Below are 21,238 nucleotides of genomic sequence, written 5' to 3'. Positions count from 1 at the left end.
CCTCTTACAGAGCCTGCTGGCCCTGCTCCTCATACTTCGACATGATGCTGATGCGGCGTTCGTGGCGCTCATCGCCGGAGAACGGCTCGGCCAAGAAGGCGTCGACGATGGCGATGGCCTCGGCTTCCGGGTGCTGGCGGGCACCGACGGCGACGATCTGAGCATTGTTGTGCTGACGGGCCAGCTTCGAGATCTCCGGGTTCCAGGCCAGAGCGGTGCGTGCACCCTTGACGAGGTTGGCGGCCATCTGTTCGCCGTTGCCCGATCCGCCGATCACGACTCCGAGAGCGTCGACGCCGGCTGCCTGGTCATCGACGGCGCCCTGTGCCGCGGCGATGCAGAATGCCGGGTAGTCATCAAGAGCGTCGTACTCGTGGGCGCCGTGGTCGACGACGTCGTGCCCGGCTGACTCGAGGTGCGCCTTGAGCACCTCCTTGAATTCGAATCCGGCGTGGTCGGTGCCGAGGTGAACCTTCATTTGTCTGCCTTTCGGTGGAATCCGTATCAGTTGAGCCCGCTGCGGGAACGGACTGTTCAGTCGCGGCCGCTGGTTCGGCGCGAATAGCTCAGTCGAAGTTCGGCCCCTGGTCGCGGGTGCGCTTGAGCTCGAAGAATCCCGGCGTCGAGGCGACCGCGAGGACTCCGTCGAAGAGGCGTCCGGCGTCCTCCCCCTTCGGAGCGGGGGTGACGACAGGGCCGAAGAACGCGGTTCCGGCGACGCGGCAGATCGGTGTGCCGACATCGTCGCCGACCAGGCTCAGAGCCTCGTCGTGGGAGGCCTGGAGCTGAGCATCGTAGTGATCTGTTTCACCGTACTTCATGAGATCGGCGGGCAGCTGCAGTTCGGCAAGAGCCTCAGACACTGCCTTCTCGAAGTCCTTCTCTCCACCCGGATGGATCCTTGTGCCGATCGCGGTGTAGAGCGGTTCGGCGATCTCCTCACCGTGCTCGGCGATCGCAGCGGTGACGATGCGCATCGGGGCCAGGGCCCGGTTCATCAGTGCGCGGTAGTCCTCGGGAATGTCCTTGTCACGGTTGAGGAAGTTCAGGCTCATCGGGTGGAACTTCACCTCGACGTCGCGGACCTTCGCCACTTCGAGTCCCCAGCGTGAAGTCATCCATGCCCACGGACAGGCCGTGTCGAACCACAGATCGAGTGTTTCCTTGCTCACTGTCTCTCCTCCGTCAAACGTTTGCGGGTCCCGTGCCGGGCACCCACCGTGTCAGTGCTCAATCTATCAAGACCCGCCATCCTCGGTGACGGTGGCCGAGTCGCGATCAGTCGCCCCGACACCGCCGCAGTGAAGCGTGTCCATGAAAGAATGATCGAGTACACCCGGTTCCCGAAGCGAAGGTCACCTCACTGTGCCGCAATACAATCTCACCCGCGACGAAGCACGCGAACGTTCATCCATCGTGGACGTCTCGAGCTACGAGCACACCCTGATCCTCACAGGAGTTGGTGAGAGTTTCCGCGTCCGTTCACGTATCCGGTTCACTGCGACAGCGGACTCGACGACGTTCATCGACGCCATCACCTCCAGTGTCGAGCGCGTCCGCCTCAACGGCACCGACCTCGACCTCGCCGAGGTGGTCGCACCGGCCCGCATCACCCTTCCCGGCCTCGCCGCTGAGAACGAACTCATCGTCGATGCACATTTCACCTATATGAACACCGGAGAGGGTCTGCACCGATTCGTCGACCCGATCGATGACGAGGTCTACCTCTACTCTCAGTTCGAAGTCCCTGACGCACGCCGGGTCTTCCCCGTGTTCGAGCAGCCCGATATCAAATCTCCGTACTCCTTCACCGTGATCGCACCGGAGAAGTGGACCGTCGTCTCGAACTCCCCCACTCCGACTCCGAGCGATCCGAAGGAGACCTTCGCCGAGCTAGGAGAGGAACCGCAGGAGGGCATGGCGGTGTGGCAGTTCGCCCCGACCACGCCGATCTCGTCGTATATCACCGCGATCATCGCCGGCCCGTACGAGTCCGTGCATTCGCAGCTGACATCCTCCGACGGTTCGATTGTTCCTCTGGGACTGTACTGCCGCGCGTCTTTGCTCGAACACCTCGATGCGACGAAGCTGTTCCGGATCACGAAGGCCGGCTTCGAGTTCTTCGAACGCGAATTCGGTGTCTCCTACTCGTTCGAGAAGTACGATCAGCTCTTCGTGCCCGAGTTCAATGCCGGAGCGATGGAGAACGCCGGTGCCGTGACGATCCTCGAGAACTATGTGTTCCGGTCACGTCCCACCGAGGCTCTTGTCGAACGCCGGACCGTCACGATCCTCCACGAGCTCGCCCATATGTGGTTCGGTGATCTCGTCACCATGCGCTGGTGGAACGATCTGTGGCTCAACGAGTCCTTCGCCGAGTTCATGTCGACGCTGGCGACGGCCGAGGCCACCGAATTCGCTGATGCGTGGACGACCTTCGCCACGATCGAGAAGTCGTGGGCCTACCGGCAGGATCAGCTGCCGAGCACGCATCCGATCGTCGCCCCGATCGACGACCTTGCCGATGTCGAGGTCAACTTCGATGGGATCACCTACGCCAAGGGCGCTTCCGTGCTCAAACAGCTCGTGGCCTGGGTCGGTCGCGAGGAGTTCTTCTCCGGCCTCAAGAGCTACTTCGACAAACATGCGTGGTCGAACACCGAACTCTCCGATCTCCTCAACGAGCTCGAGGCCACCTCGGGCAGGGATCTGGAGAGCTGGTCGAAGCTGTGGCTTGAGGAATCCGGGGTCAACCTCCTCGAAGCCGTCGTCACCACCGAAGCCGGTGACGGCACGGCAGAGGCATCGGGAACGGACGAGCAGACGATCTCGAGCCTGCGCGTGACTCAGAAGCCTTGGTCGATTCCGGGTCAGCCGACCCCATCGCTGCGTCCGCACCGGTTGGCCGTCGGATTCTATTCGGACAACGGACAGGGACGTCTGCAACGCACCTATTCGTTCCCCCTCGACATCGACGGAGAATCCGCAGAGGTGGACGAGGCCCGAGGCCTGGCTCTGCCCGATGTCGTCGTCGTCAACGACGCCGATCTCAGCTATGCGAAGGTCCGCTTCGACGCCCGCAGCATGGACACGGCGGCGAACAGACTGGGCGACTTCGACGATTCGCTCACCCAGCTCCTCGTACTGGCAACGCTGTGGGATGAGGTCCGGGACGGCGAACGGCCCGTCCACGACTACATCAACACTGTGCTCACCCACCTGGGCGCCATCACCCATTCCTCCGGACTGCTCACACAGATGCGCCAGCTCGACACCGCGGTCAGCTCGTACCTGCCGCCGCAGGAGCGCGAGGCGATGCACGCCGAGGTGGCTGACCGTTTCATCGAGGTCCTCGAGGCGACCGAGGAAGGATCGGACCAGGCCTTCCAGTTCGTGCGCGGATTCATCCGTCACGCGACCACCTCCGTTCAGTTGGATCGGCTGAAGTCGTGGCTGCGACCGGAGACCGAACGCGTCTACGGGATCGCCCTGGACACCGATCTCACATGGGAGATCATCATCGGTCTGTGTTCGAACGACGCCGTCGACGATTCGATCGTCGGGGAGATGAGCCGCAGAGATCCCAGCGCCACCGGCGTCCGCCACGCCGCGACAGCACGGGCCAGCCGCCCCACCTCGGAGTCGAAATCGCAGACCTTCACACGAATGGTCGACGATGCAGATCTGCCGAACTCGGAACTCGGGGCGCTCGCTCTCGGCTTCGGAACCGGGCTGCAGACGACCTCCGGGGATTCCATCGCCGCAGAGTCACCGCTGCGGACGTTCGCCGACGAATACTTCGCACGGGTGGCAGGCTGGTGGGAGACGCGCACACTGGAGATGGCGCAGACGATGACTCTGCGGCTGTACCCACCGGTGAGTTCTGCCACAGTCGACGCCACGTCACAGTGGCTCGACGATCACCCGTCAGCGCCGAAGGGCCTGGTGCGGCTGATGCGGGAGAACCTCGCCGATGCGAAGCGGGCGCTGCAGGTTCAGCGTGTATCCAGCGCTTCCAAGGGATCATTGAACCTTCACAGTTAGTCTCGAAAGATCATGACAACCGAAGCAATAGATTCCGCTGTTCAGAACGCAAGTGACTTCGACTGGGCAATGTTTCTCCTCGGCGCTCCGCTGAAGATCACCGTGATCATCATCGGCGCCATCGTCGTCAACCTCATCCTCCGGCTCTTCCTCCGCCGGTTCACCACCGCTGTGGCCAAGGGCACGGTCGGCAGCGAGAAGGCCGAAAGCGCGGGCCGAGCGAAGTTCTCCGCCACCGCGATGGAGGCCCAGCGGGCCGGGATCGATGAGCAGACGATCAAGCAGCGTCGAGCCCGGCGGGCGAAGACCGTGGGGCGCATGCTGTCGTCGGTGACTACGATCCTCGTCAGTGTCATCGCGGTCCTCATGATCCTCGATGCGCTGAGCTTCAACATCGCCCCGATTCTCGCTTCTGCCGGTATCGCCGGTGTTGCCATCGCCTTCGGTGCTCAGGAGCTCGTCCGCGACTACCTGTCGGGATTCTTCATCGTCATCGAAGACCAGTATGGAATCGGTGACACCGTCGACCTCGGCGAAGCCGTCGGCGAAGTCGAGGACGTCGGCCTGCGCCGCACCCAGATCCGTGACCTCACCGGCACCCTGTGGCATGTGCGCAACGGCGAGATCCTGCGTGTGGGCAACCTGTCTCAGGGTTGGGCTCGTGCCGTGCTCGACATCCCGCTCGACTACCGGACCTCGATGGATGAGTACCGCGAGATGACCGCGGACATCACGCGCTCTCTGCGGAAGGATCCCGAGCTGGTCAATGCGATGTTGGAGGATCCCGAGATCGCCGGCGTCCAGTCGCTGTCGGGCTCCCACCGGGTCATCCGCACCATGGTCAAGACCAAGCCGAACCTGCAGTGGATGGTCGAGCGTGCCTTCCGTGCCGAACTGATGACCCAGCTGGCCAAGCGCGGCGGACAGATCGGTATGGTGCAGGAGACGGTTCTGCGCACCCTGCCCGCCCAGGAGAAGGCGATGGCTCCGGCCGTCGCCGAGGATTCCGAGAATCCCTCGCCTCTGCCCGGTGACCAGGAGATCCGCAGCACCGTGCAGGAGGACTCCCCCAGTGAAGGATCGAGCGATGTCGCAGACAACTGACGGTTCCATCTTCGAGGCTGTCGGCGGGCATGACACGTTCACCCGCCTCGTCGACGTGTTCTACCAGCATGTCGATGCGGATGCTCAGCTCATTGCGATGTATCCCGACGGCCATGAGCTGGAGGGGGCGAAGCAACGTCTGCAGATGTTCCTCGAGCAGTACTTCGGGGGTCCGTCGACCTACCAGGAGCAGCGAGGTCACCCGCGACTGCGGATGCGGCATTTCGACTATCCGATCGATTTCGATGCCCGGGACCGCTGGCTGCGGTGCATGCGTGCGGCTCTTGACGACGTGAGCCTGCCGCCGCTGTACGACGAGATGCTCTGGGACTACTTCCAGCGGGCAGCGACCGCGATGGTGAATACTAACCCGAACATCCGGTGATCACAGTCCGGTGAGCATAGACCGCTGATCACAGTCCGCGGGCACGCGTGAGAAGGTGACCGCCTGGGGCCACAAGACGCAGCCAGCCTCCGGCTTCCATGATGCGCAGCTGACGGTCGTCGTCGCGTCCCGCGGGTGGAATGAAGCGCAGCGCAGCGGCGGCGAAGGCCAATCCTCCTGGCATCCCGGTTCCCTGCTCGCCCGCCATCGGACGTGACCACACCCGTGAACGCAGAGCCTTGACCGCGTGTCCCCCAGAACCCTCGGGCGCACCGGTGCTGATCTCGGCGATCCCTGACTCCGCAGTCTCGTGGAGCCGCCCGACGCTGATCGTGTCGTACTCGGACCAGCCTCCGCGCGGAGGCGCGATCCCGGTCCACGACACGAGCACCGAGTTCGGCGGCACCGGCAGAGTGGTTCCATTCTCGTCTCGGGCGAAGCGGTCGAGCAGATTCGACAGCGGCACCGCCTCGTCGAATCCGTCCTGTTCGTGATCGTCCAGGCGCAGCATACGCATGGCCAGCACCAGCGGTGTCGAATCGCCGAGTCCGTGCGGGAACAGCGGTGCCACGGTGGCGGCCAGGACGTCGGAGGCGACCTGCAGTCGCATCGCTCCGTCAGCATCTGCCCTGTGCGCCAGAGAAGCGAAGGCGGAGAGATCCCGCATCGCCAGCGGGTCGCTGATATGCAGATCCGTCATCGTCGGGCCCTCCGCAGCGGCACCGGTGTACCGAGCACCGATTCCATGGCGACGGTCTCGGCTTCCCTGAGGCGCCGTGGCCGACCGCTGTCGATGTCGATGAAGACGATGACGGTCTCGGCGACCGTGTAGGTCCGCGAACCGTCCGGTTCGCAGATGACATAGCCCACCGTCACCGAGGCGGGTCGGACTTCGCTGATGACGAGATCGACGGCGATGGGTCCGGTCCGATAGGGAATCGGGGCACGGTATTCGATGGCGTGGGAGGCCACGAGCAGCTCGGTGGTGGCAGAGGCGTCGGCGAAGACCGTCGGTATCTCGACCCCGCTGACCGTCTCGGTCACCCCGTGCTCTCCCGGCGTGGTCGGTGCATCGGAGCTGTGGGTAGGAGAGCCGAGGGCACGGACGCGAGCCTCTTCCAGCAGTTTGAGCTGGGTGACGTTGTTCACGTGGCCGTAGACGTCCATATCACCCCATCTCAGTTCCAACAGTACGCGGGTGAATTCGTCGAGAAGGGGGTTGGTGGCGCCAGAGTGCATGCCTCCCATCATGCCACCTTCCTCACGACGGTGCCGCACGCGATAGGATCGTGACTCGTACGCACGATTGGCCCAGTCATCCGAGGGAGAAGCCCATGACCGACGAAGCATCCTCCGAAGCGGAGGCGAACGTAGCTCGGCTGCACGAGATCCTCGATCTGCGTCGGCTCGAGTTCACTGCGGCGTCCAGCGAAACGGACTTCTTCATCGGGCACAGTCAGTACAAACCCGACGGTCGAGTCTTCGGCGGGCAGGTGCTCGCGCAGTGTGTCATCGCAGCGGCCGCCACACTCCCCAGTGACCGCCTGATCCATTCGCTCCACGGATATTTCCTGCGCGCCGGCGATGTCAGTGAGCCCATCGAATTCGGCGTCGAGCGGCTGCGCGACGGCCGTTCGTTCTCTGCCCGCCGCGTCCACGCATATCAGAAGGGCGCGCCGATCCTGTCATTGAGCGCTTCGTTCCAGGACGACCAGCCGGGTCTCAGCCATGCCGAGCAGATGCCGACCGGTCTGCCTGCTCCCGAGGACTGCCCGGAACTGCTTGACTATATCGGTGACGAGGATTCTCCGGTCGTCAGCGACTGGCTGAGGAAGCGTCCCTTCGAAGTCCGTCCTGTCGAGCCGTCTCTGCACACCTCGGGCGTCTCGGATCCCTCGATCGCCGAACAGCATTCCTGGTTCCGAGCCAGTTCGAGATTCGGCGACGATCCAGTGCTCAATGCCGCGGCTCTGGCCTATGCCAGTGACTTCAACCTGCTCGAACCTGTCCTTCGTCATCACGAACTGACGTGGCGAACCCCGGGGCTGCGGGTAGCCAGCCTCGACCATGCGATGTGGTGGCACCACCGGGTGCGCGTCGACGACTGGATGCTCTATGTGCAGGAGTCTCCTGCCGCACAGGGCGGGCGCGGTCTCGGCTACGGCCGTATCTTCGCTCAGGACGGGACCCTGCTGGCCACTGTTGCCCAGGAAGGCATGGTCCGGGTCAAGGAGGTTCAGTGACGAGTAAGGACCCGACGATGATGGACATCATCGGCACCATCCTCAGCCGGCTGGTCAACGTGGCGCTTTTCCTCGTCATCGGGTTGCTCAGCCTCGTGGCGTTCATGGGACGCACGGATCTGCATGTGGCGGTCTGCGGGCTGTTGGCAGTCGTATGTGGAGTCATCGGTACGATTCTCGTCCGTCTGCTGTTCAGAGGGATCGCGAACCTCGGCGGACTAACCCGCCGCTCAGAGGACTGACTCTTCTCCTCATTCGGTCGAGGCTTCGGGCCGGCTCGTTTTGGACGGTCCGCCAGCGGACGCAGCGCACGTCTCCCGCCGATTCTGTGCGGGCGCGTTCATCGTCCACCTGTTCCGCACGGATAGAGTGATGCCCCGGTCTCTATGACTGGGGCATCACTGTATCCAAAAGATGCGAAAGAAGAGTCGGAACCGGTTCGGCTCAGACCGAACTGAGCTCAGTCTCGGGTGAGACGACGGTGGGTGACTCGGTGCGGGCGGGCCGCATCTTCGCCGAGTCGCTCGACCTTGTTCTTCTCATAGGCTTCGAAGTTGCCTTCGAACCAGTACCAGTTCGCAGGGTTCTCCTCTGTGCCTTCCCACGCGAGGATGTGCGTGGCCACACGGTCGAGGAACCAGCGATCGTGCGAGACGACCACGGCGCAGCCGGGGAACTCGAGCAGGGCGTTCTCCAGCGAGCCGAGGGTTTCGACATCGAGGTCGTTCGTCGGCTCATCAAGCAGGAGCAGGTTTCCGCCCTGTTTGAGGGTGAGTGCGAGGTTGAGGCGGTTGCGCTCACCGCCGGAGAGGACTCCGGCCTTCTTCTGCTGGTCCGGGCCTTTGAATCCGAACGCGGAGACATAGGCACGGGAGGGCATCTCCACCTTGCCCACCTGGATGAAGTCGAGTCCGTCGGAGACGACCTCCCACAGGTTCTTGTCCGGATCGATTCCGCCGCGGGACTGGTCGACATAGGAGATCTTCACGGTCTCTCCGACCTTGAGATCTCCGCCGTCGAGCTCTTCCATACCAACGATCGTCTTGAACAGCGTCGACTTTCCGACGCCGTTGGGTCCGATGACGCCGACGATGCCGTTGCGCGGCAGGGAGAAGCTCAGGCCGTCGATGAGTTTGCGCCCATCGAAGCCCTTTTCGATCTTGTCCGCTTCGATGACGACATCACCGAGGCGGGGGCCGGCTGGAATCTGAATCTCTTCGAAGTCGAGCTTCTGCGTCTTCTCCGCCTCGGCCGCCATCTCCTCGTAACGGGCCAGACGTGCCTTCGACTTCGTCTGCTTCGCCTTCGGGTTCGAACGCACCCATTCGAGTTCGTCTTTCAGCCGCTTGGCGAGTTTCGCGTCCTTCTTGCCCTGGACCTGAAGGCGCTCCTGCTTCTTCTCGAGGTAAGTCGAGTAGTTGCCCTCATAGGGGTAGAGATGCCCACGGTCGACTTCGGCGATCCATTCTGCCACGTGGTCGAGGAAATACCTATCGTGGGTGATCGCGATGACAGCGCCCGGGTAGGTCTTCAGGTGCTGCTCGAGCCACAGCACCGATTCCGCATCGAGGTGGTTCGTCGGCTCGTCGAGGAGCAGCAGATCGGGCTTCTCGAGCAGAAGCTTGCACAGTGCCACACGGCGTCGTTCACCACCGGAGAGCACAGAGACGTCCGCGTCCGGCGGCGGGCACCGCAGAGCGTCCATCGCCTGTTCGAGCTGGGAGTCGAGATCCCAAGCGTCAGCGGCGTCGATGGCCTCCTGCAGCTTGCCCATCTCTTCCATGAGGGAGTCGAAGTCCGCATCGGGATCGGCCATCTCCTCGGAGATGGCATTGAAACGGTCGACCTTTGCTTTGATCTCGCCGACGCCTTCTTCGACGTTGCCGAGGACGGTCTTCTCTTCATTCAGGGGCGGCTCCTGCATGAGGATGCCCACCGAGTACCCGGGGCTGAGTCGAGCTTCACCGTTAGAGGGCTGCTCGATACCCGCCATGATCTTCAGAATGGTTGATTTGCCGGCGCCGTTGGGGCCGACCATACCGATCTTCGCTCCGGGGTAGAACGACATCGATACGTCGTCGAGGATGACTTTGTCACCGTGCGCTTTGCGCGCCTTGTGCATGGTGTAGATGAATTCGGCCATAGTGTACTCAGGCTATCGGTTCGGCGCACCCCAGCGCCACTTGACGCTCGGCATCCGCCGAGGATAACCGAACTTCCGCCGAGGCGGTCCGACCTGCGTTGGGGAGTGCTCAGCCTCCGCCGAGAGACGGGGCTTCACCCGAAGTGCCACCGTCGCTCGAGGTCTCCTCGGATCTGCCCTCACCGGAGGACCCATCGGTGCCCTGAGAACCGTCGGTGCCTTGGGCACTGTCGGTGCCTTCTGAGCCCGCAGTCCCTTCCGCTCCCCCGGTGCTTGCCGACGCGGAGTCGTCTTCACTCGGCGCGGGGCTCTCGGTTTCACCGTCCTTGCCGTTGATGTCCTCACCGGGCAGGTGGCCGGCACCGTTCGAGTCACCGTCTTCGTCGCGCTTCTCGCCCTTCGGTGCTTTGACACCTTTCGGCCGTTCCACTTCGCCGAACAGGCAGGAGCCCGTCGATTCGGTGGGCTGGACGAGGTCGGCCGTGGCTTTGCCTTTCCGGATCTCGCCGACGACGCAGCCCTTGTCGGTCTTGACTCCGAACATCTTCGAAGGGACTTCATTGCCGAGCGGCGATTCGTCGATCGTCGCCTCGAGCTGTTCGGGCTCATAGCCGGCGTCGAGCATCGTGGAGAAGAACTTCTTCGTCGACGGCACCGATTCCTTGTTACCCGTCAGCGGTTTGAGTGCCTTGAGCACCTTGTCGACTTCGGCAACGGGCTTCGCCTCGGTCTGTTTCGGCTGCGGCTGCGAATCATCGGCACCGAAGCCGAGAAGCGAACAGCCCGACAATGCCAGAGTCAGTGCCGCAGCACTCAGCACAGGAACAAGACGCATCTGCAACCTCGGCGGGAGGGGACGATTGACAGTCTCACTCTAGCGGATGACACGAGCCGCGAGGCGCATCGATTCGACAAGGCTGCAAGGAATTCGCGCGATCAGAAGGGCGCCGCGGCTTTTGCGGTCTCCTGGGCGATCGGATCATCTTCGGCACCGGTGTCGATGTCGGCATCGTCGCCGCTCGCGGTATCGACGATGTCGCCATGATCGGTGTCGCCGTCGGATTCGGAGTCCGGCGGCGTTTCGGCGCGGCCCAAGGCGCTCCACCCCGAATCGTTCGATCCGGATGGCTCAGAGTTCGACTCTCCGGCCGTCGACTGTGAGCGGTCGGCTGATTTGGCACGCTTGTAATGAGCGGTTCCGTACCTCAGGTCGGGGCCGATATGCTCGGCGACCACCGTCGGCGAGATTCCGCTGCGCTCCTCGGTGGCCCATTCTCGATTCCTCAGGTTGCCCGATACGATCACCGCGGCGCCGGTGTTGAGCGACATCGCGGAATTGCTCGCCAGGTCGCCGTAGCAGTCGACTCCGAACCACGAGGTGCCGTCTGGGACGAACTCACCGGTGTTCTTGTCGACTCTCCAGTGGTTGACGGCCAACCTGAACGAGGCGCAGGCTCGCCCGGACGGCAGCGTTCGTGCGCTCGGCTCGGTGGCGATGGTGCCGGTGACGGTGATCGGGATTGCGGACATCGGTGTCTCCAAATCGGTGTGATGAAACCATACGGTCGTCTGCGTCCGCATGGAACTCCAGTCAGCCCGGTCCTTCGCTCCAGTGTCCAGAATCATGAAATGCCCTGTGGACAGAGGTTCTCCGTCCACAGGGCTTCACTGTCCGAGTCGCCCACGGGGTGTGTTCGAGTCGGAGATGCGCGTCTGCGTCTCAGCCGAGCATCTCGTATGCCCGTCGGTGCTCTCCGATGACGCTCTTCACCGAGTTGAGATACGAGCTCTGCGCGACGCGGCCGACCGCATCTCGCAGCTTGCCGTCGACCTCGGATGCCGCCTCCTTCGCGCCTCTGGCCCGTGCCGACTTCGCCACCAGAGAAGTCACGAATGAACCGATGCAGCCGATCACGAACAGCCCGATGCTGACGATCCAACACCACGTCGGCAGGGCTCCCGAACCGATTACGGCGACGAGGGCGGAGACGATGATGCCGAGGAGACCGATGATCGAAGCGACGAAGAAGATGATCTGCAGGGTGTGTGCCAGCGACCACCAACCGGGGCTCTGGCGAGTGATATCCACAGCCGTGACGGCCGAGTCGAGATTCTCCGACAGCTCGTCGGTGCTCTTCTTCTCTGCTTCCGCGGCCTCGTTCTGCCATGCCTGCGGCATGGTCGACACGGATTCTGCGATGAGTTCGTGCGCCATGAGCCGGACGTGGGAGCTCTGCGCCTTCGTCGTCGCCGGCACCGAAGCGCGGACGAGCTCGTCTCTGTCCTGACCGTGCTTGGCGCCCAGCGGATCGGGCGCATTGCGCTGGGCCCATGCGAGGATGGGATACCCGGTCTTGCGGTAGGAACGGCGGATGTAATCATCGTGCACGGTCTGTGCCACGGCTTCGACACCGGCGGCTTCCGACATCGTCTCGACCAGTCGGGATGCGCCGGCCAATTCGTCCGGCGAGGAGACCGGTTCTCCGAGTTCCTTCCGGATCCGATTGGCCATCGCCTGCATATCGGCCAACAGCCTCTCGGCCGCGGCGTCGTTCGAGTCGACGGTGTCGGCGAGGATGCTGCGGATCTCCGGGATGCCCTCTCGGGTCACGGCCGAGGAGATGCGCACATTCGTCTCGCTCAGCCCATCCTCGTTGAGCAGCTGGCGCAGATGGTCGGTTGCGGCCCTCCGCTCCTCCGGGCTGAGTTTGTCGATCTGGTTGAGGACGACGACCATGTTCCCGCTGTTCTCGGCGAGTTTGGTCAGGTACTCGGAGTGCAGTGAGAAGTCGGCGTATTTCTGTGGGTCGACGACCCAGAACACGACATCGACGAGTCCCACCAGACGATCCGACTCGACACGGTGTTCGACTGCCGTGGAGTCGTGGTCGGGCAGATCCAGCAGGATCAGACCGTGCAGGCGTCTCTGATCGTCGCCATCGAGCGCGGACTCGCGCCAGGTGCGGCTGCGTTCGGGCACATGCAGCCAGTCGAGGACATCGTTTCCGCCCTCGCCCCAGACGCATGCGGTCGGTCGTGAAGTCGTCGGCCTGCGCACACCGACACGGGCGATTTCGAGGCCGGCCACTGCGTTGAACAGTGATGATTTGCCGGAGCCCGTCGACCCGGCGAATGCCACGACGGTGAAGTCCTCTCCCAGGCCCAGACGGTCTTCCGCCCGATCGAGCAGATTCTGCGCATCGGTGCGAACGTCTCCACCGAGCTTGTCCTCACTCAGCGACAGGGCATGTCGGATACCCTCGGCGAGGCGCCGGATCTCGGTCTGTGCGGAACTGTTCACAATGCCACCTCAAGTCGTTCACCGGAGGCGCGCAGGGCGCCCGCTTGCCGCGCCGGTACCGCGGATAGTCTCAATGCGTTGTCGAAAGGAGTACGGCAGCCCGCCACGATGCCCACAGCCGCGTCGAGGAAGCGCTGTCGGATCGATGCGATGAGCCTGGCCGCCTCGTCGGCTCCGAAGATCGTCTCCGCGAGATTGAGTGCGACTCCTGCACCTTGTCGGGTGTTCTGCCCGCCATCGCGGGAGGTCCGCGGATCCCAGAAGGCCGCGTATTCGACGACAGCGCAGACTCCGGCAACGCCGAAGGAGAGGATTCGGGCCTTGGACTTCTTTCCCTGACCGATATCGCGCACAAGCGCGTTGACTTCGTCCGACCAGGTGCTCACCGCCGACTTCACTGAGTCCTCGAGCCCCGCTCCGACCGTGCGCAGTTCAGGCTGATCTTCGATGAGGGCCGCACCGGCAGCGGTGTTTCGCCACTCGGCATTGACTTCATCGAGCACGTCGATGGCCTGTTCGCGCAGGGACACGGCCGCGCTGCGCAGGATGGCGACATGCAATGGTGTGGCCGCGTCATGTTTGCCGGTCACCGCAGCGGAGATGCGATCTCGCATTCGAGCCATCGTCGGCTCCAGTCCGCGGAAGAGCTGGCCTGTGCCCACGAAGTCCTGCCAGCGAGCATTGACCTCGCCGTGCAGGACTCGTCCGTCGGAGAAGACTTCGCCGAGCCCGGATTGAGCTGATCGGAAGCTCTTATCCACTGAGCCGACCAGGGCGATGTGAGCCTGTTCCTGAGTTTCGGCGAAGTCGGCGAGCTCCCTGACCCGTGCGGGCAGCGCAGCGATCGCACCCGTCAGCGTGCGATTGCGAATGCGCTCGAGTGAGGTGCCCTCCGTGCCGACTTGAGAGATCCAGGAGCGAATAGGGTAGATCGCTGCATGAGGCAGCAGACCGTCTTCCAGCTCGAGCTCTGCGACGGAGAAGATCGGTGAGTTCGCAAGTCCTGCATCGGCGAGCAGACTCGACAGGTGATGCCTGACCTCGCGGTTGGCTTCCGGCGGAACCCGATCGAGGACGATGGCCACCGAAGTGCTTCGCGCAGCGGCCGTCTTCAACAGGGCCCACGGTGCGGCATCGGCGTACCGGTTCGCCGTCGTTACGAAGAGCCACAGGTCGGCGCTGAGCAGCACCCTGCGCGAGAGCGCACGGTTCGTCTCCGAGATGGAGTCGATGTCCGGACAATCGAGAATGGCCGTGCCCGCTTCGATGTTCTCATCGGCGATGAGCACGACTCCGGGCATGGCCGACTGAGGGTCGGAGCTGCGCGGCAGGTCAGGCAGGTAATGCTCTGATTCGAAGAACTTCGCATCGGCGGGGTTGAAGATGACGACCGGGTTGCCCGTCGTCGGTCGACGCACGCCGGCAGGACTGACGCTGCGCCCTACGAGGGAGTTGACCAGTGTCGATTTGCCGGCACCTGTCGACCCGCCCACGGCGATGAGGAACGGAGTCCGCGAACGATTGATCCGCGGCAGCACGTAGTCGTTGAGTTCCGCAGTCAGTGTCGAGTGTGCTGTGCGAGCGTCGGCGAAGTCTTCGCTGCGCAGGGTGAAGCGCGTCTCCGAAACTCGCTTGACGATATCGTTCAACGCTTGGCCGACCGGCGGCGTCACGGCGCTCTTGCTCTCAGTCATCACGCCTCCACTCTCTATGTTTTCCCAGCTCGGCACCAACTGCCACGCCGTATCGGCGCGGAATTGCTCAGCGACAGCAGGGATCAGACGGACCTGCCCGTTCAACGGGTGCGGGTATGAGAGCGCCCCCGGCGGGGCTCGAACCCGCGACCTACCGCTTAGAAGGCGGTTGCTCTATCCGACTGAGCTACGGAGGCTCAAATATCGTAACCGATGCCCGGATGAGAACAGAAAGCGGCCCCGGGTCGGTGCGGACTGTCCCATCCGTCGCCTCGAACCGGGGCCAACGCGCTGCCGTGAAAGCACGGCAGGAACATCTCAGTAGTGACGGGCTGCGTTCTCCATCGACTTCATCACCGTCACGAATGACACGGCCACCACTCCCGTCATCGCAAGAATGACTGCCACGGCTTCGATCCCGAAGGCGAAGTCGACGATGATCGGGAAGAATCCTGCGAGCATGAAGCCCAGCAGCGCGACAAGCGTGAGTGCTGTGGCAACTGAGAAGAGCTTTGCACCACTCATTGTCCATCTCCTTCGATCGATGCATCCGATGGAGAAAGACTAACGCCAGACGAGACTCACGTCACTGAGAATTTCAGTAGAATTCGTCTCAGCCTTCGCCTCGAGCGTCGATCGCTTTCTCCAGACGCTCGAGTTTGCCGTCGATCTCGCCGGAGTAACCAGGGCGGATATCGGCCTTGACCACCAGGGACACTCGAGTGCCGAACTCGCCGACAGCCTCGGTGGCCTCTTTGATCACCGCGAAGACCTCGTCCCATTCCCCTTCGATGGTCGTGAACATCGAGTCCGTCCGGTGCGGCAGGCCGGAATTGCGGACGATCTCGACAGCCGCTGCCACGGCATCGTGGACCGAGGCGTCGGTCCCTTCTCCCCCACTGGGAGCGACTGAGAAAGCTGCGAGCATGATGGTGGTCCCTTCTGTCCGGTCCGGTGGGGAGCCGATCGGCTCCCCACCGGTTGAACTGTCTTTCTTGCGGTCGAACGACTCGGCTCAGGCCTGAGCAGGCACTGTCACGATGAGCGAGTCACCCTGGCCGCCGCCTCCGCAGAGTGCGGCGATACCCGTGCCGCCGCCTCGGCGCTGGAGTTCGAGGGCAAGGGTGAGGACGACCCGGGCTCCCGAGGCACCGATCGGGTGGCCCAGTGCGACGGCGCCGCCGTTGACGTTGACCTTGTCCTCGTCGATGCCGAGGTCTTTGGCGCTGGCCAGGCCGACGGCGGCGAAGGCTTCGTTGATCTCATAGAGATCGAAGGAGTCCGCTGCGACGCCTTCACGCTCGGCAGCGACCTTGATCGCCTGTGACGGCTGGTGCTGGAGAGTCGAATCCGGTCCGGCGGTCCAGGCATGCGAGCGGATCTCGGCGAGGATCGGAGCGCCGAGCTCTTCGGCCTTCTCACGCGACATGACGACGACAGCACAGGCTCCGTCGGAGATCTGCGAAGCGTTGCCGGCGGTGATCGTTCCGTCCTTCCGGAAGGACGGGCGCAGCTTGGACAGGGACCCCGCCGTCGTGTCAGGACGCACACCCTCGTCTGCGGAGATGGTGACATCGCCCTTGCGCGAGCTGATGGTCACTGGCACGATCTCATTGTCGAAGGCACCGGACTTCTGTGCCGCCGCAGCGCGCTGGTGCGAACGAGCGGAGAACTCATCCTGATCGGCGCGGGAGAACTCGCGGTCACCGGCATTGGCTTCTTCGGTCAGTCCGCCCATAGCCTGATCGGTGAATGCGTCCCAGAGACCGTCGTAGTCCATATGGTCCTTGGCGACGACATCGCCGTACTTGTACCCCGAACGTGACTTCATGAGCATGTGCGGCGCCTGGCTCATCGATTCCTGACCGCCAGCCACGACGACGTCGTACTCGCCGGCCCGGATCAGCTGGGCTGCCTGGGTGATCGTGTTGATGCCCGACAGGCACAGCTTGTTGACCGACACGGCCGGAACGGACATTGGGATGCCGGCTTTGACCGCCGCCTGACGACCGGGACCCTGACTGTTGCCGGCCTGCAGAACCTGGCCCATGATCACATAGTCGACGTCGGAGCCCTGAATGCCGGCGCGATCGAGTGCACCGGCGATGGCTTCGGCGCCGAGCTCGACGGCACTGAGTTTCGACAACTCTCCCTGCAGTCGCCCGAACGGTGTGCGCGCTCCGGCGACGATCACTGCATCAGCCATATTTCCTCCTCGGATATCCGCGTTGCGGACTCGGGTCCGCAACACGTATGCATTTCGACATCCACCAGCCTAGTCGAGGCCCATGTGGCCTGCATCACGGGGTCCGCGCAGCCATGGATCAACCCCTCGTCCACACTCCCGCATTCGCACCCAACACTCATGGAGTCTCCGTTAGAGTAGGACGAAGACAGCCTAAGAACACCCCCTTTCCAAGATGACAGGAGTTCGTTTCAGTGACGCCCACCGAAGAATTCCGCACAGCGATGCGCGGCTACGAGAAGAGTGAAGTCGATTCGCGACTGCAGCAGCTGCGCACCGAGGTCGAGTCGGTCCGCAAGGCCCTGGCCGATGCACGCAGTCAAGTCATCAATGCAGATCGGGCGAAGCTGCAGATCGCAGGTGAGCTCTCCGAGGCCAAGGCACAGCTGAAGAAGGCTGCCAACGACAACGCAGAGGCGGCAGGGCCTCCCGGAAGCCGCATCGACCATCTTCTCAAGATCGCCGAGTCGCAGGCTCGCGAGACCCTGGCTCAGGCCAATTCCGATGCCGAGACGATCCGGAACAAGGCCCGCGCCGAGGCGGCATCCGCTCGCGCTCGGATGCACACCGAGAGCAACGACACACTGTCCAATGCGCGCTCGGAAGCCGATGCGATCACCTCCTCGGCCGAGCTGCGCGCCGAAGAGACGATCAAAGCCGCTGAGAAGCGCGCAGCCGAGCTCAGCGCAACCACCGAACGCGAGACCAAGCAGGCCAAGGAAGCGAATGCCGCTTCCGCAAAGGAGGCTCGCGAGAGCCTTGATCTCGAGCTCTCCGAACTGCGGGCGACCGCTGAGAAGGAAGCCGCGGATCTGCGTGCCGAGGCCAAGACCGAGGCAGAGGAGACGGTGGCGGCTGCTCAGGCACAGGCCGACGAGCTGCTCAAGTCCGCGAAGGCTCGCGACGAGGCATCGAAGAAGGCCGGAAACGACTTCGACGTCGAGCTCGCAAACAAGCGCAAGGAAGCCGAGACCGAACGCAAGAAGCGCTACGAAGAGGCGCAGGTCGAGAACAAGAAGCTCGTCGAAGAGGCTCAGGCACGTGCGGCGAAGGCCGACACCGAGGCCAAAGAAGCTGCCGAGCGTGCGGAGCAGACTCGCACCGACGCGGTGAAGAAGGCCGACGAGATCATCGCCGACGGAAAGTCCCGCGCACAGACGCTCATTGCGGAAGCTCGCGCCACCGCCGAGGCGACCATCGAGGAATCCGCGGCAGAGGCCAAGCGCAATGTCGCCTCCGCACAGTCGCAGGTCGATCTGCTCACGAAGCAGCGCAAGACGATCACTGCTCAGCTCGACCAGCTCCGTTCGCTGTTCGCTATGCCCGGGGTCATGGGCGGCGACTCAGTTGATCCGGCGAAGGCCGAATCGGCGTCTCACGCCACCGAGCAGATCGCCGACGGACAGGAGCTCGAAGACCTGCTGGCCGGCGATGACTCGTCGGAGGATTCACCGAAGTCCGAGGACTCCGCGAAGTCGACCGATGATGCTGCGTCGAACGACTCCGATGCCGACTCCTCGAAGTCCGGGTCCGCCTCGGGCGGGGGTTCGAAGTCGACCGGGCCAGCCAAGAGCGATAGTGCCGGAGCCAAGGGCAAAAGCCCGGCGAAGGCATCCGACGAGTCGGCCGAAAGCTCGAAGTCGGCTCCGGCTTCGAAGAACGATGCGCAGTCGACCGCTGACTCTGCCGCTGATGAGAAGGACACGGCAGGCGAAGATCTGCCCAACGGCGCCACCGACGAGGACACGATCTCGATCAACGCTCAGGTCTCCGGCTCGAAGGACAACTCGAAGACCTCGCGCTCGCGCAACTCGCTGCGCTGAGACCGATTGAGTCGAGTCCGGCTGGGTCGAGACCGATTGATCTGAGACCGCCCGAATCGACTATGACGAAGGGACCTGCTGATGCGGGTCCCTTCGTCATTGTGAGGCACGTTGGCTAACTTCAGTCGACTCCAGCCCAGTTGACGACAGCCTGGAGATCATCTGATCTCCCCCGTCCCTCACCGGAAGCGGTCGAAGCAGTGCTGGTGCCAGTGCCGCCTGCTCTCGACCCCGATCTCGATTCCGTGGGGAGCATCCTGACGCCACGCAACGACATGGCTCGTGGCGGCACTGACATCGCGGCCACATCCAGGGCAGACATAGACCTTGCCGGATTCGTTTCCCTTCACGGTCTGCACGGACCAGGTTCCGTCCGGCAATGAACGGCTTGTCCGAATGCCGGCCACAGAGTCGGACAGATCTCGGGGAGCCTGCTGCCATTTGTTCTTTCGACGCGAGGATGAAGATCGTGGCATTGAGTCATTGTCTCACGTAGGCTGAAGCGCGTGCGTCTAGTCATTGCCCAATGCTCCGTTGATTATGCCGGTCGTCTGACCGCCCACCTTCCGATGGCCACCCGCCTCATTATGCTCAAGTCTGACGGCTCGGTGCTCATCCATTCCGACGGCGGTTCCTATAAGCCGCTGAACTGGATGACTCCCCCGTGCACGGTTCGGCATATCGAGCCCGACACCGAGCAGGAAGAGGCCGGTCTGACGGAGCTGTGGGAGGTTTCGCAGACGAAGACCGGAGACCGTCTCGTCATCTCCATCGCCGAGGTTCTCGCTGACGACTCCTATGAGTTCGGTGTCGATCCCGGGCTGGTCAAGGACGGGGTCGAAGCGCATCTGCAGGAACTGCTCGCCGAACATATCGAGACCCTCGGCGAGGGCTACAGTCTGGTGCGCCGCGAGTACATGACCGCGATCGGTCCGGTGGACATCTTGGCTCGTGACGACGGACAGAAGTCTGTGGCAGTGGAGATCAAACGCCGCGGCGATATCGACGGTGTCGAACAGCTGACCCGCTATCTCGAGCTCATGAATCGCGATCCACTGCTGAGCCCAGTCAACGGAGTCTTCGCTGCTCAGGAGATCAAACCGCAGGCACGCACGCTCGCCGAGGACCGCGGCATACGCTGCGTCGTTCTCGACTACGATGCTCTCCGCGGAATGGACGACCCCGAGACGCGCCTCTTCTGATCACCCAGGGTCAATCGGCGGATGGGCCCACGGTCAACCTGCGGGATGGCCGGCTACCCACTCCAGCGTCGCCGATCAAGCCGAGCCGTGTCGCTTCCCTCGTGCAGCGTCCGTAGCTCCTCAGCGTGGGCCCACGCCGTCGATCAAGGCGGATAGCGTTTATCGCCCCGTTTACGAGCCGTCTTACGCTGTCCGCCTTGATCGAGCGTCAGGATCATGCTTCGCGACGGCTGTCGTCCACGACCAGTCGTCGTCGCACTGACTCTCCGATACGCAGGAAGAGATCGGCGGAGAAGAGATCGCTCCACCGGACGCGGAAGACCAACCAGCCCTCGTTGCGCAGCGCATACTCGCGGCGCCGTTCACGTTCGAAAGTCAGTTGCGGATCCGCTCCGTCGAGGTGGTACTTTCCTGCACCATCGAACTCTGCGATGACCTTCGCACGTCTATTGGCGAAATCGGTACGGCCCAAGTGCTTGCCGCCTCCATCGCGAATGTCGACCTGCGGCTCGAACCCCGGAATCGAATGCTCGACGAACCGCACCGCGCAGATCGACTCAGCGACGCTCTCGCGGCGTGCATCGACATTCTCCAATACCTTGACGATCTTCCGTGTGCCTGTGCGAACAGGATGCGCTTCACTGAAGGAACGCATCTGATCGACGGTCACGACCGAGCTGCGCACCGCTGCATCGAGCGCCGCGACAGAGAACGCGAGCGGACAGTCCCGAGCAATGTCGAGCAGCGTCTGCAGGACCGTCGTCACCGGGATCCCATCGACGAACTCTTTCTCTGCACGATCTGAGACGCGTCGCCGCACAAGCATCCTCGCCAGACGAACTCCGCTGCGCGGACTCACCGATTCGGCGAAGACGTCGTCCCGCTCGACGTATGGAATTGGTAGGCCGTGAACGATCAGTGCGCTGCGGTGAGAGAATACTGCGTCCGGAGGTAGGCGATCGACGTACGACCGGACGAGGATTCTCAAATCCTCCACGCGTTTGCGCAGCCCCGTCGACTCTATCGGCAGTGTGGTCGTGGGCGCCGCAGCTAT

At 63.2% G+C, this 21,238-nt stretch carries 20 protein-coding genes and 1 tRNA gene; 7 read left to right on the top strand and 14 right to left on the bottom strand.

Going from position 1 to position 21,238, the window contains the following annotated elements; all coding sequences use genetic code 11:
* Positions 1–4 precede the first annotated feature (4 nt).
* Both BI49514_RS07230 and BI49514_RS07225 read right to left on the bottom strand, forming a co-directional pair.
* Positions 5–478: a ribose-5-phosphate isomerase gene (locus BI49514_RS07230; protein WP_101545561.1), complete on the bottom strand. Its 474-nt coding sequence runs from the start codon at positions 476–478 to the stop codon at positions 5–7.
* 88 nt (positions 479–566) lie between these two features.
* Positions 567–1,172, bottom strand: coding sequence for a mycothiol-dependent nitroreductase Rv2466c family protein (locus BI49514_RS07225; protein WP_101545559.1), 606 nt, complete (start codon positions 1,170–1,172; stop codon positions 567–569).
* 193 nt (positions 1,173–1,365) lie between these two features.
* On the opposite strand from BI49514_RS07225, the gene pepN reads away from it, so the two are divergent.
* The 3 genes from pepN to BI49514_RS07210 are packed head-to-tail and all read left to right on the top strand — an operon-like array spanning position 1,366 to position 5,533.
* Positions 1,366–4,044 carry an aminopeptidase N gene (gene pepN, locus BI49514_RS07220; protein ID WP_101545556.1) on the top strand — a complete coding sequence of 893 codons (2,679 nt, stop codon included), beginning with the start codon at positions 1,366–1,368 and terminating at the stop codon, positions 4,042–4,044.
* 12 nt (positions 4,045–4,056) lie between these two features.
* Complete coding sequence (locus BI49514_RS07215; protein ID WP_244195081.1) at positions 4,057–5,148, top strand: mechanosensitive ion channel family protein; 1,092 nt, start codon at positions 4,057–4,059, stop codon at positions 5,146–5,148.
* Positions 5,132–5,533, top strand: a complete 402-nt coding sequence (locus BI49514_RS07210; RefSeq protein ID WP_101545553.1) for a globin — start codon at positions 5,132–5,134, stop codon at positions 5,531–5,533. The genes BI49514_RS07215 and BI49514_RS07210 overlap by 17 nt, the downstream gene beginning before the upstream one ends.
* A gap of 28 nt (positions 5,534–5,561) precedes the next feature.
* Here BI49514_RS07210 and BI49514_RS07205 read toward each other — a convergent pair whose 3' ends face one another.
* Together BI49514_RS07205 and BI49514_RS07200 are read right to left on the bottom strand one after the other, a co-directional pair.
* Positions 5,562–6,233: a DUF8185 domain-containing protein gene (locus BI49514_RS07205; protein WP_101545551.1), complete on the bottom strand. Its 672-nt coding sequence runs from the start codon at positions 6,231–6,233 to the stop codon at positions 5,562–5,564.
* Positions 6,230–6,772, bottom strand: a complete 543-nt coding sequence (locus tag BI49514_RS07200) for an acyl-CoA thioesterase (RefSeq protein ID WP_101545676.1) — start codon at positions 6,770–6,772, stop codon at positions 6,230–6,232. Before BI49514_RS07200 ends, BI49514_RS07205 begins: the two co-directional genes overlap by 4 nt.
* Before the next feature lie 95 nt (positions 6,773–6,867).
* Between BI49514_RS07200 and BI49514_RS07195 the strand changes: the two genes are divergently transcribed.
* Together BI49514_RS07195 and BI49514_RS07190 are read left to right on the top strand one after the other, a co-directional pair.
* The gene (locus BI49514_RS07195; protein ID WP_101545548.1) at positions 6,868–7,776 is read left to right on the top strand and encodes an acyl-CoA thioesterase; all 909 of its coding nucleotides are present in this window, start codon (positions 6,868–6,870) and stop codon (positions 7,774–7,776) included.
* Positions 7,773–8,018 (top strand): hypothetical protein, encoded by a 246-nt coding sequence (locus BI49514_RS07190; protein ID WP_229663906.1) that lies wholly within the window; start codon positions 7,773–7,775, stop codon positions 8,016–8,018. The genes BI49514_RS07195 and BI49514_RS07190 overlap by 4 nt, the downstream gene beginning before the upstream one ends.
* A 218-nt stretch (positions 8,019–8,236) precedes the next feature.
* Here BI49514_RS07190 and ettA read toward each other — a convergent pair whose 3' ends face one another.
* The 9 genes from ettA to BI49514_RS07145 all read right to left on the bottom strand — a co-directional run bounded on the left by ettA (position 8,237) and on the right by BI49514_RS07145 (position 17,120).
* On the bottom strand, positions 8,237–9,919 hold the full coding sequence (gene ettA / locus BI49514_RS07185) for an energy-dependent translational throttle protein EttA (protein ID WP_101545545.1): 1,683 nt from the start codon (positions 9,917–9,919) through the stop codon (positions 8,237–8,239).
* Positions 9,920–10,028: 109 nt separating this feature from the next.
* Positions 10,029–10,754, bottom strand: coding sequence for a DUF6993 domain-containing protein (locus BI49514_RS07180; protein ID WP_101545543.1), 726 nt, complete (start codon positions 10,752–10,754; stop codon positions 10,029–10,031).
* Positions 10,755–10,855: 101 nt separating this feature from the next.
* Positions 10,856–11,449, bottom strand: a complete 594-nt coding sequence (locus tag BI49514_RS07175; RefSeq protein WP_167443941.1) for a single-stranded DNA-binding protein — start codon at positions 11,447–11,449, stop codon at positions 10,856–10,858.
* 190 nt (positions 11,450–11,639) lie between these two features.
* Positions 11,640–13,220, bottom strand: coding sequence for a GTPase (locus tag BI49514_RS07170; RefSeq protein ID WP_101545537.1), 1,581 nt, complete (start codon positions 13,218–13,220; stop codon positions 11,640–11,642).
* Positions 13,217–14,914 (bottom strand): dynamin family protein, encoded by a 1,698-nt coding sequence (locus BI49514_RS07165; protein ID WP_101545536.1) that lies wholly within the window; start codon positions 14,912–14,914, stop codon positions 13,217–13,219. The genes BI49514_RS07170 and BI49514_RS07165 overlap by 4 nt, the downstream gene beginning before the upstream one ends.
* Positions 14,915–15,037: 123 nt before the next feature.
* Positions 15,038–15,111 (bottom strand) — tRNA-Arg (locus BI49514_RS07160).
* A 121-nt stretch (positions 15,112–15,232) separates the two neighbouring features.
* The gene (locus BI49514_RS07155; protein ID WP_101545533.1) at positions 15,233–15,439 is read right to left on the bottom strand and encodes a hypothetical protein; all 207 of its coding nucleotides are present in this window, start codon (positions 15,437–15,439) and stop codon (positions 15,233–15,235) included.
* Between the two features lie 88 nt (positions 15,440–15,527).
* A complete protein-coding gene (locus tag BI49514_RS07150; RefSeq protein WP_101545532.1) occupies positions 15,528–15,842 on the bottom strand; it encodes a thiamine-binding protein in 315 nt (104 codons plus the stop codon).
* A gap of 87 nt (positions 15,843–15,929) precedes the next feature.
* Positions 15,930–17,120, bottom strand: a complete 1,191-nt coding sequence (locus tag BI49514_RS07145; protein ID WP_101545529.1) for an acetyl-CoA C-acetyltransferase — start codon at positions 17,118–17,120, stop codon at positions 15,930–15,932.
* A 233-nt stretch (positions 17,121–17,353) separates the two neighbouring features.
* On the opposite strand from BI49514_RS07145, the gene BI49514_RS07140 reads away from it, so the two are divergent.
* Complete coding sequence (locus BI49514_RS07140; protein ID WP_101545526.1) at positions 17,354–18,982, top strand: coiled-coil domain-containing protein; 1,629 nt, start codon at positions 17,354–17,356, stop codon at positions 18,980–18,982.
* 506 nt (positions 18,983–19,488) lie between these two features.
* Positions 19,489–20,184 (top strand): endonuclease NucS, encoded by a 696-nt coding sequence (gene nucS / locus BI49514_RS07130; protein ID WP_101545523.1) that lies wholly within the window; start codon positions 19,489–19,491, stop codon positions 20,182–20,184.
* 214 nt (positions 20,185–20,398) lie between these two features.
* On the opposite strand, the gene BI49514_RS07125 is transcribed toward nucS, so the two are convergent.
* The gene (locus tag BI49514_RS07125; RefSeq protein ID WP_145996189.1) at positions 20,399–21,172 is read right to left on the bottom strand and encodes a nitrogen regulation protein NR(II); all 774 of its coding nucleotides are present in this window, start codon (positions 21,170–21,172) and stop codon (positions 20,399–20,401) included.
* Positions 21,173–21,238: the final 66 nt, after the last annotated feature.

This window comes from Brevibacterium iodinum ATCC 49514, from assembly GCF_900169265.1.
Lineage (GTDB): Bacteria > Actinomycetota > Actinomycetes > Actinomycetales > Brevibacteriaceae > Brevibacterium > Brevibacterium iodinum.
Note: the sequence above shows the minus strand (reverse complement) of the source record. Positions and strands in the feature narration are given on the sequence as shown.

Excerpts from the sequence above, each read along its gene's own strand:
- BI49514_RS07205 (WP_101545551.1), bottom strand. The coding sequence starts at position 6,233 with ATGACGGATCTGCATATCAGCGACCCGCTGGCGATGCGGGATCTCTCC.
- ettA (WP_101545545.1), bottom strand. The coding sequence starts at position 9,919 with ATGGCCGAATTCATCTACACCATGCACAAGGCGCGCAAAGCGCACGGT.
- BI49514_RS07175 (WP_167443941.1), bottom strand. The coding sequence starts at position 11,449 with ATGTCCGCAATCCCGATCACCGTCACCGGCACCATCGCCACCGAGCCG.
- BI49514_RS07145 (WP_101545529.1), bottom strand. The coding sequence starts at position 17,120 with ATGGCTGATGCAGTGATCGTCGCCGGAGCGCGCACACCGTTCGGGCGA.
- BI49514_RS07230 (WP_101545561.1), bottom strand. The coding sequence starts at position 478 with ATGAAGGTTCACCTCGGCACCGACCACGCCGGATTCGAATTCAAGGAG.
- BI49514_RS07200 (WP_101545676.1), bottom strand. The coding sequence starts at position 6,772 with ATGCACTCTGGCGCCACCAACCCCCTTCTCGACGAATTCACCCGCGTA.
- BI49514_RS07155 (WP_101545533.1), bottom strand. The coding sequence starts at position 15,439 with ATGAGTGGTGCAAAGCTCTTCTCAGTTGCCACAGCACTCACGCTTGTC.
- BI49514_RS07215 (WP_244195081.1), top strand. The coding sequence starts at position 4,057 with ATGACAACCGAAGCAATAGATTCCGCTGTTCAGAACGCAAGTGACTTC.
- BI49514_RS07180 (WP_101545543.1), bottom strand. The coding sequence starts at position 10,754 with ATGCGTCTTGTTCCTGTGCTGAGTGCTGCGGCACTGACTCTGGCATTG.
- BI49514_RS07195 (WP_101545548.1), top strand. The coding sequence starts at position 6,868 with ATGACCGACGAAGCATCCTCCGAAGCGGAGGCGAACGTAGCTCGGCTG.
- BI49514_RS07150 (WP_101545532.1), bottom strand. The coding sequence starts at position 15,842 with ATGCTCGCAGCTTTCTCAGTCGCTCCCAGTGGGGGAGAAGGGACCGAC.
- BI49514_RS07165 (WP_101545536.1), bottom strand. The coding sequence starts at position 14,914 with ATGACTGAGAGCAAGAGCGCCGTGACGCCGCCGGTCGGCCAAGCGTTG.
- BI49514_RS07210 (WP_101545553.1), top strand. The coding sequence starts at position 5,132 with ATGTCGCAGACAACTGACGGTTCCATCTTCGAGGCTGTCGGCGGGCAT.